Source organism: Streptomyces sp. NPDC107559 (assembly GCF_055657365.1).
Map to the genome: position 1 here is coordinate 339689 of NZ_JBVKBD010000008.1, position 14721 is coordinate 354409.

Below are 14721 nucleotides of genomic sequence, written 5' to 3' on the forward strand. Positions count from 1 at the left end.
TCGGCGTGGACAGCGCAGCCATAGACCGGTTCGAGGCCGGCCGGGACCGTCTGGCCTCGCTCGCGTACCGTCTGCTGGGCTCGGCGGCCGACGCCGAGGACGCTGTGCAGGACACGTTCCTGCGCTGGCAGGCCGTGGACCGGGAACGTGTGGAAGTGCCGGAGGCGTGGCTGACCAAGGTCGTCACCAATCTCTGTATCGACCGGCTCCGCTCGGCGCATGCCCGCCATGAGCGCGCCGCCGGAGACTGGCTGCCCGAGCCACTCCTCGAAGGTGACCCGATGCTCGGCCCCGCCGACGCCTTCGAGCAGCGTGAATCGGTGTCCTTGGCCGTACTGACCCTCATGGAGCGGCTCGCACCGGTCGAGTGGGCCGCCTACGTCCTGCGCGAGGCCTTCTCCTACCCCCATGCCGAGATCGCCGGGATCCTGGACATCACCGAGTCCGCGAGCCAGCAGCATGTCCACCGGGCCCAACGCCGGGTCGCCGCCGAGCGCCGGGGCGGCGGTGAGGTGGACCCCGCGTCCGCGCTCCGGATCGTCGAGGAGTTCTTCGTCGCCGCCGCCTCAGGGCGCACCGAACGGCTGGTGGCGATGCTCACCGCCGACGTCACCGCGATCTCGGACGGCGCGGGGCTGGCCAGACGGCTGCTGCGGTACGAGACGCGCGAGCGCGTCGCCTCCCACGTGCGGGTCGGCTTCAGGTCCACTCCTGCGAAGCGGCGGCTGGCCGGCGGCTCTCCTGCCTTTCACGTCGCGCTGGTCAACGGCTCCCCGGCCGTTCTCGCCGTGGTCGACGGCCGACTCGTGGGCGCCGTGGTGTTCGAGATCCGTGACGGCAAGGTGGCGTGCCTGCGCGGCATCGCCGCCGCGGACCGGCTCGTCCGCCTCGACGAGGCCTGGCGGCGCAAGGATCGCGAGGCGTCGGTCATCGGCACCTGGTGACCACGGCCACGGAAGTCCAGTGCCCCGGGTCGCAGCGCGGCAGGCCCTCTTCCCCCGGCCGTCGCCGGGCCGTGCAGCAGCCAAGGACGGGAGCGTATGTCGGTCTGTTGTTCCGTCCGGCGGCCCGGGACTCCCGGAACAAGCTGACCGAGGTCACCGGCGCGCAGACGACGAACCAAGTGTGAGGCGGGTGCGGAAGGTCGTGCCGTCCGAGGTGTCGAGGACGGTGACGGTGCCGCCGTGGAGAGCGGCGATGTCCGCGGCGATGGGCAGGCCCAGGCCGGTCTGCGCCGGTCAGCTTGCCCAGGCTGCCGAGGCGGCGTGGCGCGGTGCCCGTGCCGGCTGCCGCGTCTCGTCACGCTGAGAGGACATGGCTACCGGCTGGGGATCCGATGATTCGCCTCCTGGGCCGGGGAATGCCGAAACGTCGCCCATCCCTTCAATGATCAACGGGCAGGTCGGCGGGGTGTTCGCCGGTGGCGAGGTAGACCACGTTACGGGCGATGGAGACCGCGTGGCCGGCGAAGCGTTCGTAGTATCGGCCGACCAGTGCGACGTGGACGGCCGTTTCCACGCCGTGCTGCCACTGCTCGTCCAGCAGGTGCTGGAACAGCAGGCGGTGCAGTTCGTCCATCCGGTCGTCGTCCCGCTGCAGCCGCAGTGCGGCTTGCACGTCGTTGGTGATGAGTGCCTCGGCGGCCTGGGACACCAGCCGCTGAGCGAGCAGGCCCATCTCCTGCACCGTCCGGCGCAGGTCCTGCGGTACCGCGTGCTCGGGATACCGCCGACGGGCCACGGTGGCGACATCCTTGGCCAGCACGCCGCATCGCTCCAGATCCGCGCTCATGCGCAGGGAGGTGACCACCGTCCGCAGGTCGGTGGCGACGGGCTGCTGGCGGGCGAGCACCGCGATGGCCCTGTCCTCCAGGTCGCGGTGCATGTCCTTGACGTGCGCCTCGGCGGAGATCACGCTTTCGGCTGTTTGCAGGTCGCTGTCCAGCAGAGCGCTCGTGGCTCGGCCCATAGCGGAACCGACCAGATCGGCCATCGCCTTCAGCGCTTCGCCGATCGACTCCAGCTCCTGCTGGTAGGCCTTGCGCATCCGTCGCTCACCTCCATCGCCGGGCTGCTCCCACCGCAGCCGGGTTCCCGGCAGGCTCCAGCCGGGATCGGCTGACGGATTCCGGCGCGACCGCCCCGCTCAGGGCTTCCGCGCATGCCGTCCTGCGCCGATCCCCTCAAACCGATCATAGGTTGCGAGCTCGTTCCATCCAGGGTCCTCGTGATCCTGCGCGGTCACCGTCGCCAGGCGCTAGGTCGACAGTCCCCGGCCCGGTGGTCCGGCGACGCACGGGCCGCTGCCGCCGCCCGGCCCGGCCGGTGTCTCGGCCAGGCGCCGACACGTTCAGCCAACGGGTGGGCGGGGGCGTGCCGCGCGGCAGTCAGGATGCGTTCAGGCTCTTCGCGGCACGGTCGGCCGCCATGACCCTTGAACCCTGTGAGACGCCCGACTTTCCGGTAGCGGGTGGGCGGGCGGCCCCGTCGCCCGGTCGTCGGCCGGGCTGGAACAAAGTTCCCGAAGCCACCGTGCACTTCTGGATCACCAAGATCCTGTGCACGACGGTCGGCGGGACCGCGGCCGATCTGCTGAACGACAAGGCCGGTCTCGGCGTGACCGGGGTGTCGGTGCTGATGAGTGCGCTGCTGGCCGTGGTGCTGGCCGTGGTGCTGGTCGTCCAGTTCCGCACCACTGCGTACCGGGCCGGTGTGTACTGGCCGGCCGTCGCCCTGATCGGCGTCGTCGGCACCCTGATCAGCGACAGTCTCACCGACACCATGGGCATACCGCTCGGGACGACCACCACGGCCTTCGTGATCGCCCTCGCAGTCGTGTTCGTGGTCTGGTACCGGCGCGAGCGCACGCTGTCGATCCAGAGCATCGACACGACCGCCCGCGAGTCCTTCCACTGGCTGGCCGTGCTGCTCACCTTCGCCCTCGGCACTGCAGCCGGCGACCTCGTGTCGGAGCGGCTGAGCCTGGGCTACTGGCTGTCCGCGGTGCTGTTCGGCCTGGCCATCGCCGCACTGGGCATCGCGCACTTCCAGCTCGGCATGGACGCGGTGTGGAGCTTCTGGATCGCCTGCATCCTCACCCGCCCGCTCGGCGCCTGCATCGGCGACTACCTCTCCCGGCCGACCGGCGACGGCGGTCTGGAACTCGGCACGCTCGTGACCAGCGCATTGTTTTTGACGGTGATACTTGGACTGGTCGTGTACCTGGCTGCGACCCGCGCGGACGTCACCGAACAGCGCGCCGCAGACGGCACGCGGCCTGCCGGTCACACCGGGAGCCGGGATGCCGCCTGATCCGCCACCCAGCCGCCCGTACGCGACGTGAGGGAACGCATAGCCCGGACGAGCGTCTGATGTCTCAAAATATGTCTACAAGACTGTAGTCTCGCGGACCGCCAGTGCGCCGACCTGGGAGAGCGGGAGAACTCTGGCTGTGGAGTACCTAGGGGCAGGCTGTGGCTTTGATTATGGTGTGTGAGGACGACGCGGCGGTCCGTGACGTGCTCAAGCGCGCACTTGAGCACGACGGTCATACGATCGCAGTCGCCGCCACGGCGGACGGCCTGCTGCGGCACCTTGAGCCGGCCCCTCACCTGATCGTCCTGGATCTGGGGCTCCCCGACGCCGATGGCCGCGATGTCTGCTTGGCACTGCGGGCACGTGGCATCGACGTCCCGGTGCTGATGCTCACCGCCCTGGACGGCATGCATCACAAAGTGGGCGGCTTCGAGGCGGGAGCCGACGACTACATGACGAAACCGTTCGACATTCCGGAGCTGCTGGTGAGGGTCCGCGCCCTGCTGCGCAGAACAACCGCGACGACGTCGGCAAGGGGCGTCGTTCTCGATCCGGCGAAACATGTCGTGACCTATGGTTCGACGAGCGAGAGCCTGACTCCGACCGAGTTCCGCCTGCTGGGCAGGCTCATCGCCTCGCGGGGCGACGCTGTACGCCGCCACGCCCTCGTCGCCGCGGGTTGGCCGCATGGCGCGCACGTCAGCGACAACACCCTCGACTCCTTCGTTCGCCGGCTGCGGACCAAACTCGGTGCGCTGGGCGTGGCCGATCGCCTGGCGACGGTCCGCGGGGTGGGCTATCGATGGGAGTGACAGGCTTCCGCGGGAGGGTCGTCGCGCTCGCGGTTCTGATCGCGACAGCGGTGGTCGCGGTGCTGGTGGTGGTCTCGCACGTGCTGCTGAGCCAGGTGACCGCCGCCGACGCGAACGCTCTGGCGCACAGCCGTGCAGAGGCGGTGGCGGCGAACGTGGCCGTACGCGGTGGCCACGTCGTGCTGATCGAGAGCGGCAACGAAGCGCTGGACACGGTCTCATGGGTGTATGCCGATGGGCACCTCATCGACGGAATCGTGCCGGACAGCGTCCTCCACCGCGTCGATGCGCTCGTCGGCTCCGGGCAGTCCCAGACCACCACGGTCGGCAACCATCTTCTGTATGCCGAACCGATACGGCTCGAAGGCCACCACGTCATGGCGGTCGTACGGGTGGATCTGACGCCGTACGAGACGTCGGAGCAGCGCAGCCTGACGATGTCCCTCATGCTGGGCGGTATCGCGATCCTGCTCGCAGGCGTCGTCGCACACCTCGTGGTGGGCCGTGCGTTGCGAGTGGTCCACGAAATGGCCGCCCTCGCCGACGACTGGGGCCATCACGAACCCGGGCGCCGATTCGACCTCGGCGTTCCGCGCGATGAATTCGGGGAACTCGGGCGAACTCTGGACCGCCTGCTCGACCGTGTGGACAACGCGCTCGCGGACGAGCGCCGGCTCACCGACGAGATCGCCCACGAGTTGCGAACGCCCCTGACGGTTCTGCGAGGCGAGGCGCAGTTGGCGCAGCTCTCCGGTCATCACCTGCCACCGGGGTCCGTTCTGACCGAGGCCGACCGTCTGAACACGGCGATCACGACGATACTGAGTTCTGCCCGGACCCGGATCGACGGCGGTACCCGTTGCGACCTCAGGGCGGCGGCCCGACAGGCCATCGCCGGTCGCTCCATCGAACTCGCCGTCCCGGCCGACGTCGACGTCGCCGTGGCGACGGAACTCGTCGTGGCGGTGTTGTCACCCCTGCTGGAGAACGGCCTGCGGCATGCGCGTTCGCGCGTCTGGGTCACGGCGCGCATCGAGCCGCAGGGGGTCGTGATCGATGTCCTCGACGATGGCCCGGGCTTCGATCCCGCGGAGGTCGACCGGGTCTTCGAAGCGGGTGTGACCAGCGGCGACGGGCACGGGCTGGGGCTGGCCGTGGTAAGGCGTCTCGCCGCGTCCGCAGGAGTGGCAGTCCGTGCGATCGCGGATGGTCACGGTCGCGTCGAGGTGACCTTCCCCGCGCCGGAGGCGATCGCGTAGTCAGGTTGTGTGCAGGTTGGCCGAGCCAGCCTTGCCGCATGACAACGACGAGCGAAGCCCGCACGGACCGCAGCGGGCGGCTGATGCTGAACAAGGTTCCCGAGGTCACCGTCTGGTTCTGGGTGATCAAGATCCTGTGTACGACCGTCGGTGAGAGCTTCGCCGACTGGATCAACATGAAGCTGGGCGTCGGCCTGGTGAACACGGCATGGATCTTCACCGCGGTATTCGTGGTGGTCCTGGCCGTCCAGCTGCGGCTGAAGCGGTACGTTCCGTTCCCGTACTGGCTGACCGTGGTCGTTGTCAGCGTCACGGGCACGCTGTACACCGACATCCTGACCGACCAGCTCAACGTGCCGCTGTGGATCAGCTCAGCAGTGTTCTCGGTGCTGCTCGCCGTGGTCTTCGGCGTGTGGTGGCTGCGCGAGCGCACCCTGTCGATCCACTCGGTCACGACGCTGCCGCGTGAGTCGTTCTACTGGCTCGCTGTTCTCGTCACCTTCGCTCTCGGCACCGCGACCGGCGACTGGACCCTTGAGCTCACCGGCTGGAGCCCGGGAGTCTCGGTCCTGCTGCCGCTCGGCCTCATCGCGGCGATCACGCTGATGTGGAAGTTCGGCGCCAACCCGGTGCTGTCCTTCTGGCTCGCCTACATCCTGACCCGCCCGCTGGGCGCCAACATCGGCGACTGGCTCGCCTCCCCGAAGGTCGCCCAGCCGGGCGAGCCGACCGGCCTTGCGCTGGGTACCTTCACCACCAGCCTGATCTTCCTGGGCCTGATCCTGGCGACCGTCGTCTACCTGACGGTGACACGCTCCGACGTGACCGAGACCTACGACGCCACGCACACCCCGCAGCTCACCGGCAACCCGCAGAGGGAGCGCGCCGCACTGGCGGGCTTCGCCCTCCTCGCCGTGTTCACGGGGTCCCTGCTGGTCTGGGCGCACAGCCAGCCGCACGTCGGCCCGGCGCCGGAGGAGGACGCCACCTCCACCGTTCACCTCGCACCCGGCCAGGCCGTGAAGAACTTCCCGTCCACGAAGGTCGACGCTCTGAGGACACTGGCATCGACCTCGCTCAAGGACGCACAGTCGGGGAACGCGACCGGGGCCCACGCAGCTGCCCAGTCGCTGCGAGACCTCTGGGACGCCGACGAAGCCTCGCTGCATCCGCTGGACAACACCGGCTGGACGTTCCTCGACGCCCAGATGGACCAGGTCCTGAAGACCTTCGGCATCGACCACTCGAACCCGCCGATGCCGCCGGCACAGCAGGAGGCTGAACTCAACACTCTCCTCACAGACATGCGCTGACGGGCCCGATCGGCGGCGACTTCCTTGAAGCCGCCGCCGATCACGCGAGTTCCTCGGCCACTTCGAACGGCGCGGGGCCTCCGTCTGCACCTGCGGCCGCTCGTTCAGCACCGCCTGCATCCACGAACACGCCCCGTTGACTGAACGAAGCACGGAGATGGCGCAGTTCAGGGCACGTGTGCCGTTTTCGCGCTGTACGGTCTGCGATCGTGATGGAGGATCGTGTTCCCGGGCGGGAGCTATCGAGGCTGGCGGTTCCACGGCTGGGTCGACTCGTGGAGACCGGCGAGCGGTATGAGCCCTACCGGCTTGTTGACGGCGACGGTGTTGTGGTGGAGCCGGTCGCTGTCTTCTTCCAGGAGTTGCTGGCGGCTGGGAAGGCGGCGGCGACGGTTCGCTCCTACGGCATGGACCTGCTGCGGTGGTGGCGGTTCCTGCTGGCCGTCGACGTGCCGTGGGATCGGGCAACGCGGGTGGACGCGCGGGATTTCAGCTGCTGGATTCAGCTGACGGCCAAGCCGAGGGCGGCCTCGGCCAAGCGTCGGACGAGTCGGCCCGTGGGCGCTCTGAATCCGGTGACGGGGAAGCCGACTCCGGGACCGGGCTATGCCCCGTCTACCGTCGTCCACAGCGAGACGGTGTTGCGCCGGTTCTACGACATGCACCGCGACGCCGGAACTGGACCGCTGCTCAACCCATTCCCGCTGGACCTGGCGCGACGCTCCGGACGCGTGCACGCGCACCACAATCCCTTGGACACTTGGGCTCCGGAGCGGGTGGGCCGCTACCGGCCCAGCGTTCCGCGCCGGATCCCGCGCTCGATCCCGGACGAGTGGTTCAACACGCTGTTTGCCGCGCTGCCGTCGAACCGGGACCGGGCGCTGGTCGCGTTCTGGATCTCCAGCGGAGTCCGTGCATCGGAGCTGATCGGCATCCGCCAGTGCGACGTCGACCCAGGACAGCAGCTCATCAGCGTCGTGCGGAAGGGCTCTCGGGCACGACAGCAGGTGCCGGCCTCGTCGGACGCGTTCGTATGGCTTCGGCTCTACCAGCAGGAACTGCACGGGCTGGTGCCGCGTGGACGTGCACAGCCGGTGTGGTGGACGCTGCGACGTCCGTTCCGGCCGCTGACCTACCACGGCGCCCATCGCATGTTCGAGCGGATCAACGCCAACTTCGGCGCGGACTGGACGCTTCACGACCTTCGGCACAGCGCGGCCGCCCGCATGGTGCGCGATCCGCATCTGACGTTGACCGACGTGCAGTGGGTCCTGGGCCACGCGCATCTGACCACCACCGAGATCTACCTCGCCCCGCGCCAGGACGAGGTCGTCGCCCAGGTGCTGGCCCATCACGCGCGGCGGACCGACCAGCGCACCGAGCCGGTGCCCCCGCCTCCGGCCCCGGGTTACGACCCCGAGACCCTGGACGTCCTGTTCGGGCGGTCATCATGACTATCACCAAGAAGCACTCGACGCGCCCACCGCTGCAGGCCGCGAACGCGACCGCTGAGCAGGCACGAGCGCGGAACAGCGTGCTTCGGGAACGATTCCCACCGCGAGCCGCCGAAGTCCACTGGCCGACGACCGGCCGATCAGCCGAGGAGGTTGTGCGGCGGCTGACCGCGCCACCGTTCCTGCCAGCGGCCAAGGCGACCAGAGCAGGCCGTCGGCGCGGGGTGGCGAAGATGTTGGACTGGCTCTCAAGCCTCCCTGGAGATTCCTGGCAAGAGAGGTGGGCACGCAGCGGTGCCGAGGATTTCCCCGGCGCGGACTGGACAGAGCTCCCTCTGCGTTTCCTGAGCCAGCAGGCTGGGTCGCCGTCGTCGTACGTCCGCGCGGACCTGTCCACCGGGTTGCTGCTGCTGATCGCCGGTGATGTGCTCCGTCCCAGCCTGCCCTGGATGCTCACCCGCACCCACCGATACTTGGCCACCATCATGGCCGAGGTCCGTGACCCCGACGGGTTCGAGCAGTTGGTGCAGATGGCCGCCGCACAACCACACTCCAGCAAAGACGCCCAGATTGCGGCGACCCGGATCTCTGTCCTCCTGGCTTGCAAAGGCGGGCTCATCCGGGACATCACCGTCGGGGACTGCGTGGAGCTGTTCGACACCCAACGCCTGGTCCATGTCCGCGGCGGACAGCACAAGGTCGACTTCTACCTGCGGCTGCGGACCATGGGCGTCTTCCCTGAAGATGCCCCGGCAACGATCCGGGCGTTCGGCCAGGCCCTCGGCCAGCTGAGTATCGAGGAGCTTGTGGACCGCTACCCGATCCGGTGCCGCCCGATCCGGGATCTGCTCGTGGACTACCTTCGCGAACGGCAGCCGTCATTGGACTTCGCCAGCTTGGACGCGATTTCACGATCGTTGGCGGGGCTGTTCTGGACGCGGATCGAAGCACTGTCACCGGGCATCGACACTCTCTTGCTGCCGCCGATGCTGGCCCGTGCCTGGAAGGAAGACCTGAGCACCAAGCGGCGCACCATCACCGGCCCCGACGGGGCGCCGGTCGAGATCACCAGCCCCCGGCTCAACGCCAAGGACGAGCTGATGCGGGTCCGAGCCTTCTATCTCGACCTCGCCCACTGGGCCACGGAGGAACCGGCTCGCTGGGGACCGTGGGTCGTCCGCTGCCCGATCAGCGATGACGAGATCCGCAAGGCCAAGGAGCGCAAGCATCGCAAGGCACGGATGGATCAACGCACCCGCGAGCGCCTCCCCGTGCTCCCCGTCCTGGTCAGCACCGTCAACCGCCGCAGGCTCGCGGCCGTCGAGTTGCTCCGGACTGCGCGGGCCACCGAGCCCGGGACGGTGATCCCCGGCACCGAAGGATTGCTTCGCCGAGCCGTCACATCCAAGGCCGCGGGACACCTCACCTGGGCCGAGGAAGCCTCCACCGGGCGACGCCGGAACCTCTCCTTCGAGGAGGAGGAAGCATTCTGGGCGTTCGCTGCCGTCGAGGTCCTCCGCCTGACGGGCATCCGCAACGAAGAGCTCTTGGAGCTGACCCACCACAGCATCACCCAATACCGGCTCCCGGCCACGGGCGAGATCGTTCCGTTGCTCCAGATCGCCCCGTCCAAGACCGACAGCGAGCGCCTCCTGCTGGTCAGCCCGGAACTGGCGGACGTCCTGTCAGCCATCGTCCGCCGGCTACGCGGTCCCGCCGGGGCGATCCCGCTGGCGCCGTTCTACGACGTCCGTGAGAAGGTCTGGAACCCGGCAATGCCGCTGCTGTTCCAACGGCAGATCGGAACCGAGCATCGAGCCTTCACCCCCACGTTCCTGCGCACGTTGCTGATCGGCGCGATCGCGACCACCGGGCTCACCGACTCCGCCGGCGCACCGCTCACGATCTCCCCGCACGACTTCAGGAGGATCTTCGTCACCGACGCCATCATGAACGGCCTCCCACCGCACATCGCCCAAGTGATCTGCGGGCACAAGAACATCGATACAACGATGGGCTACAAGGCCGTCTACCCGGCCGAGACGATCGAGGCGCACAGGGCGTTCATCGCCCGCCGCCGGTCCACCCGGCCCAGCGAAGAATACCGAACTCCTACCGAGGAGGAGTGGGATGCCTTCCTCGCGCACTTCGAGAAGCGCAAGGTGTCCATTGGCACTTGCGGCCGCGCATTTTCCACCCCGTGTGTTCATGAGCACGCTTGTGGTCAGATGTGCACTCCTCAGGCCGGACCCGGCCCAACGCGCCCGCATCGAGGAGATTCGCGACAACCTCATCGCCCGCATCGCCGAAGCCGAACGCGAAGGCTGGCTCGGCGAGGTCGAAGGACTCAAGGTCAGCCTTGCCGGCGCCGAGGACAAGCTCGCCCAGGTCACCAGACGCACAGCCAGTGTGTTGGTCGCCCTCCCGACGCCGACTCTCCGAAAGGAGCCGTGAGCATGGCCGGGATGACCGCGTCTGCGCTAACGGGGCGAAGCGTTGGTGTTTCGCTATGCGCCGGAGGACAGTCGGCTTGCGGCCTGGTCCCATGGCTGAGGCTCGACCAGGTCGTCCCTGTCGCAGGCGTCCTCCTCGAACCAGCCCGTCCCCGCGAGCCATGTCTCCAGCCACGCTGCGAGGCTGGCGGTGTCGAGGAACCAACACTGATCCCACGATCCGCCGCAATACGGGTTCGGCTCGAAGAGTAGGACCTGACCGTCCTCACTGAGACAATCAACGCCTGCGTACATGGCGCAGCCCCAGGTCAGGATCGGTACGACGCCTTCGGGCCACTCTGGATGCTCCGCGCCAACGGATGCCTCACGACGCGTCAGGTATTCGCCAGCGACGCTGGAGCCCGGACCGAGCAGCGGCAGCAGTCGGTAGTCAGGGCCGAAGCCGCCGTCAGCAACTTCGCGATACAGGCGCGCAAGGAGGGGATGAAGCGCGAAGCCCAGTTGCCCCTCGGCCTCCGCAATCTGGGCATAGCCGACAGGCGCGGGAAGATCCTCGCTATCCGATGCGGCCCGGGAGGCGACGCGTTGCACGAGGTCATCAATCTCGGTCATGGCCGTGATGCTGTCAGAGCCCGCCGACATGTCGACGGCCAGGGCCGCTGGGCGGACGGGTGGGCGACAGAAGGTTCAGAGAAGCGGGCGAATCAAGCCTCGATCTACGGCTCAGTCCTCGCCAACTTGAAGCAAGATCGCGAAGTGCTCACCATTGCTTCCGGCAATCACACCATCGAACGTGCAGGCAGTCACGGGATCCCAGGCGCTGCCCTGTCGGTTCGTCCACCACGTCGCTCCGGGCCCGAGGCACTTCACGATGCGCGTGACAGTGTGGTGCGCGATCTCACGATTCATGAGCACATGGTGGGACCACACGAGGTCTTCGGCGGCGAGCGCGGTCATCACTTCGATGGCAGCCTCGGGGCTGAGCGATTCCAGGGAAGCTTCAATCTGCGAAACGCTTGGCGGAGCATCCCCGGCCTGGAGGTATTGCGCCCACAATGGATGGATTTCGGCGACGAGCTCGTGCACCTGACCAGCAAGGCCAATTGCCTCCTGGCCAGGAGCGACGCCATCCGGCAACTGGCCGTATCGCACGGACACAACGGGCCGGCTCGACAGCGACTTCAGCAGCTCGCCGAGTTCAGACAAGCTCTCTGCACGGTCTCTCTTGTTCACCCCCGCATCCTGGCAGCCCAGGAGCGAGACCAGACATGGCGGCCCCCTGTTCTGCTCGCGCCCGTCAGGCCTCCCCCAGCGGGAGCCCCCTGGCCCGGGGCTCAGGGATCTGCATGGACAGGTCATCAACCCGAGTAGTTCAGAGAAGCCTGTGCCCGTTGCCTTGTGCTCTGGCCCGACCCCGCCCAGCGCGACCGCCTCGTCGAGATCCGCGACAACCTCCGCCACCGCATCGCCGAAGCCGAGCGTGAGGGCTGGCTCGGCGAGGTCGAAGGACTCGATGTCAGCCTCGCAGGCACCGAGGATAAGCTCGCCCATATCGACCGGCGTTCCCGGCAACGAACCGTCGTCGGTCTCTGCATGCCCACGACCAGGATCGAAGGCCAGTGAGCACCGGTTCGGATCGAAGGGCACCAGAGCGTGATCTGAGTACTTGGCCGATCGAACGTCTCCAGGCGTTCACTGCGGACGCTCGCAACTGGGCGCAGCTCGAATCGGTCCGCGTTGTTTCCCAACAGCACGCCTACGACTCCGACCCGCCCCGCGAAGTGCGTCGACGCTGGGCTGAGTTGTCGCTGCTGGCGAACCGGCGCATGCTCGGCGACGGCGCAGAGCGATCAGAGCGCGAAGTCCAACAGGACTTCATGCTGCGAACGTGGGTGATCGAACACCTCGGTCCCGAGGACGAGAAATCCGACTGGAGTCCAGAGGCGTTGGGCGCCGAGACGCTCGCCGCCCTGGCGATGTCGCAATCGGAAGCGGCGACCCTCGCCGCCAACTGGCGCGAGCTTCCCGTCGCACAGATCCGCGAGCTGCGGCGGCACAAGAACCTGACAGCCCACCTGGAGTGGCTCATCGGCCACCTGCAGCCCGGCCCGACGCGCGACGGGCTTCTCCCCTGGATCGAGACACGCCGACTGCTGCCCTGACCCCCATCAAGCTGAACTTCGGCACGCCGAATCGGCGGAGTCGAGGGCCCGGTCGGCTAGTGGCGCGGCTACACCGGCGGCTACGGAGCCGTCCGCGCCTACCTTCAGCCGTTCCGTACATCCCCGACCGCACCAGCAGCCCGCCCGCCGTCCCCACGCACGGTCACCAGCTGGATCCTGACCCACCCCGATATCCTGCCGGAGAGCGAGCGCGTGAAGCCCAAGTCCGTCCTCGCTGGCTGCCCCGAACTGGATGCGCTCACCGGGCATGTCCGTGCGTTCGGGAAGATGCTCACCCAGCTCCAGGGCGACCAGCTCCCACAATGGATCAAGGCGGTCCGCGCCGACGACCTGCCCAGCCTCCACACCTTCGTCAATGGCATCGAACGCGATCTCGTAGCCGTCACCGCCGGCCTCACACTGCCGTGGAGCTCCGGCATCGTCGAAGGCCACGTCAACCGCATCAAAATGATCAAACGCCAGATGTACGGCCGGGCCGGCTTCGGCATCCTGACGGGCCCGTCACGACCTCTGCTGGAGTCGCTCCGCAGCCTGAGCAGGGGTGTCGTAGTAGCCAGGCCGGGCCAGCAGGACCGAGCTGAAGAAGTAGCCCTGCTCTTCCGCCGGATCATCGTCCGCTGCGAACGGACGCCAGAAGCTCAGCAGCAAGTCCGGGGCAATGAATGAAGCATCATCGTCAGGATCTACCTCGATCGAGGTGAACTCACCCATGCGCTGGACAACCTCGCAGGCCGGAAGCGCGAACACGTCCACGCCCTGAAACAACACTCGGTCCGTCTGGGACGACGGCCTTCCCAGCTCGATGGATTCAAGCATGTCTCGCATGCAGTGGATGCTGATCATCAGCCCGCTGGGACGGAACACGTGCTGCCCCGGCCGATCAGAATCCGAGATCGCAGAGAGAACACGGAGCGAGTCCAGCGCCGTGTTGGCCGCGTGCCGAGTCATACCGATCCGCAACGGGCCAACGCCGGTCGGCGGGGCGAGGTCGAAGTCCATGTGGGCATGATCCCAAATAGGTCTGTCAACGAGTCACGAAGGGCCATCCAGTCCCGGCAGGTTACAGAGCGTGAGAGTTCCACGGAAGTTGGACCAGAACCAACTCAGGCTCTGGCACGACTTGTGTGAAGTGGCTGCTCAGGGCCACGCATGCGCCTGCCCCCTACCAAGACCTGCGATCCCGCTGCGTGGTCAGGACACGACGTTGTCCCGCAGGAATCGGGGAGCCTCGGTGACGTTGGCCATGGGCAGGTCTTCGGCAGCGATCAGGCCGACCTGGGCTAGCAGAGCCGCTTGGTCCCAGTAGATCCGCTCGCTCGCCATCAGGTCGTCCCGGAATTTCACGACCACCACCAGCGGCAGTTCAACGCTACGGCCGGTCGCAGCCAGCCCAGGCAGCAGGAACGGGATCTCCTGGTCGTGAGACATCCGCATGATGATCTCCTCGACGATGAAGTCGCTTCCGACTGACCGGTCCGCTGTCTCCATGGTGGTGTTCTGCGGAATGCCGGGGATGAAGACGTCGCGGTAGTAGCCCCGTAGGTAGTTCTTGCCGAAACCACCGCTCATCGTCGGCAGATGCATCACACTGGCGTCCTCCGCCATGGTGGACACTGCCAGGTCGGCATCCTTGATGACGAACTCGTACGCCGTGTGATGCTCCCACAGCGTGACCATTTCCTCTTGGTTCACGATGTCTCCTCCGGAGATCCGGCCCGTCGGCCGGGGCTCCTCGTTGGTCACTCCCAGCAGATCAACGAGGACCGACATGGACGGGATGCGGCCAGACGTCCCCCGAACTACGCGAGCCGTCCTGGTGGATCGGGCTCCGCCCGCCTGCGCTTCTTCGAGTCCAGGGTCGACTGCGACTGCCAACCTGTCATCTCGTCATTCGCATCTCGGAGGTTGACCAGGACGGCGGTGGACCACTCAG

General features: G+C 67.6%; 13 protein-coding genes and 2 pseudogenes. 10 read left to right on the plus strand and 5 right to left on the minus strand.

What is annotated here, in order from left to right:
- Positions 1 to 5: 5 nt before the first annotated feature.
- Positions 6 to 944 carry a sigma-70 family RNA polymerase sigma factor gene (locus ACZ7OY_RS24920; RefSeq protein ID WP_471913410.1) on the plus strand — a complete coding sequence of 313 codons (939 nt, stop codon included), beginning with the start codon at positions 6 to 8 and terminating at the stop codon, positions 942 to 944.
- 439 nt (positions 945 to 1383) lie between these two features.
- Here the strand turns inward: ACZ7OY_RS24920 and phoU are convergent, their stop codons facing one another.
- Positions 1384 to 2046, minus strand: a complete 663-nt coding sequence (gene phoU, locus ACZ7OY_RS24925; protein ID WP_471913411.1) for a phosphate signaling complex protein PhoU — start codon at positions 2044 to 2046, stop codon at positions 1384 to 1386.
- A 380-nt stretch (positions 2047 to 2426) separates the two neighbouring features.
- Here phoU and ACZ7OY_RS24930 point away from each other — a divergent pair, with 380 nt between their 5' ends.
- From ACZ7OY_RS24930 to ACZ7OY_RS24955, 6 genes and pseudogenes are all read left to right on the plus strand, one after another.
- Positions 2427 to 3311, plus strand: coding sequence for a COG4705 family protein (locus tag ACZ7OY_RS24930; protein WP_471913412.1), 885 nt, complete (start codon positions 2427 to 2429; stop codon positions 3309 to 3311).
- Between the two features lie 161 nt (positions 3312 to 3472).
- Complete coding sequence (locus ACZ7OY_RS24935; RefSeq protein ID WP_471913413.1) at positions 3473 to 4126, plus strand: response regulator transcription factor; 654 nt, start codon at positions 3473 to 3475, stop codon at positions 4124 to 4126.
- A complete protein-coding gene (locus ACZ7OY_RS24940; RefSeq protein ID WP_471913414.1) occupies positions 4117 to 5385 on the plus strand; it encodes a sensor histidine kinase in 1269 nt (422 codons plus the stop codon). The genes ACZ7OY_RS24935 and ACZ7OY_RS24940 overlap by 10 nt, the downstream gene beginning before the upstream one ends.
- A gap of 38 nt (positions 5386 to 5423) precedes the next feature.
- Positions 5424 to 6698: a COG4705 family protein gene (locus ACZ7OY_RS24945; protein ID WP_471913415.1), complete on the plus strand. Its 1275-nt coding sequence runs from the start codon at positions 5424 to 5426 to the stop codon at positions 6696 to 6698.
- A gap of 275 nt (positions 6699 to 6973) precedes the next feature.
- Complete coding sequence (locus ACZ7OY_RS24950) at positions 6974 to 8152, plus strand: tyrosine-type recombinase/integrase (protein ID WP_471913416.1); 1179 nt, start codon at positions 6974 to 6976, stop codon at positions 8150 to 8152.
- Between the two features lie 1241 nt (positions 8153 to 9393).
- A pseudogene (locus ACZ7OY_RS24955) lies at positions 9394 to 10128 on the plus strand (site-specific integrase); the annotation flags it as partial.
- Between the two features lie 531 nt (positions 10129 to 10659).
- On the opposite strand, the gene ACZ7OY_RS24960 reads toward ACZ7OY_RS24955, so the two are convergent.
- Both ACZ7OY_RS24960 and ACZ7OY_RS24965 read right to left on the minus strand, forming a co-directional pair.
- Positions 10660 to 11247: an SMI1/KNR4 family protein gene (locus tag ACZ7OY_RS24960; RefSeq protein WP_471913417.1), complete on the minus strand. Its 588-nt coding sequence runs from the start codon at positions 11245 to 11247 to the stop codon at positions 10660 to 10662.
- Between the two features lie 81 nt (positions 11248 to 11328).
- Positions 11329 to 11838 carry a hypothetical protein gene (locus tag ACZ7OY_RS24965; RefSeq protein WP_471913418.1) on the minus strand — a complete coding sequence of 170 codons (510 nt, stop codon included), beginning with the start codon at positions 11836 to 11838 and terminating at the stop codon, positions 11329 to 11331.
- A gap of 165 nt (positions 11839 to 12003) precedes the next feature.
- Between ACZ7OY_RS24965 and ACZ7OY_RS24970 the strand changes: the two genes are divergently transcribed.
- The 3 genes and pseudogenes from ACZ7OY_RS24970 to ACZ7OY_RS24980 all read left to right on the plus strand — a co-directional run.
- On the plus strand, positions 12004 to 12228 hold the full coding sequence (locus tag ACZ7OY_RS24970) for a hypothetical protein (protein WP_471913419.1): 225 nt from the start codon (positions 12004 to 12006) through the stop codon (positions 12226 to 12228).
- Positions 12225 to 12767, plus strand: coding sequence for a hypothetical protein (locus tag ACZ7OY_RS24975; RefSeq protein ID WP_471913420.1), 543 nt, complete (start codon positions 12225 to 12227; stop codon positions 12765 to 12767). The genes ACZ7OY_RS24970 and ACZ7OY_RS24975 overlap by 4 nt, the downstream gene beginning before the upstream one ends.
- Before the next feature lie 288 nt (positions 12768 to 13055).
- A pseudogene (locus ACZ7OY_RS24980) lies at positions 13056 to 13247 on the plus strand (transposase); the annotation flags it as partial.
- Positions 13248 to 13289: 42 nt separating this feature from the next.
- Here the strand turns inward: ACZ7OY_RS24980 and ACZ7OY_RS24985 are convergent.
- Positions 13290 to 13787, minus strand: a complete 498-nt coding sequence (locus tag ACZ7OY_RS24985) for a hypothetical protein (protein WP_471913421.1) — start codon at positions 13785 to 13787, stop codon at positions 13290 to 13292.
- 192 nt (positions 13788 to 13979) lie between these two features.
- Positions 13980 to 14480, minus strand: coding sequence for a nuclear transport factor 2 family protein (locus ACZ7OY_RS24990; protein WP_471913422.1), 501 nt, complete (start codon positions 14478 to 14480; stop codon positions 13980 to 13982).
- Positions 14481 to 14721 lie beyond the last annotated feature (241 nt).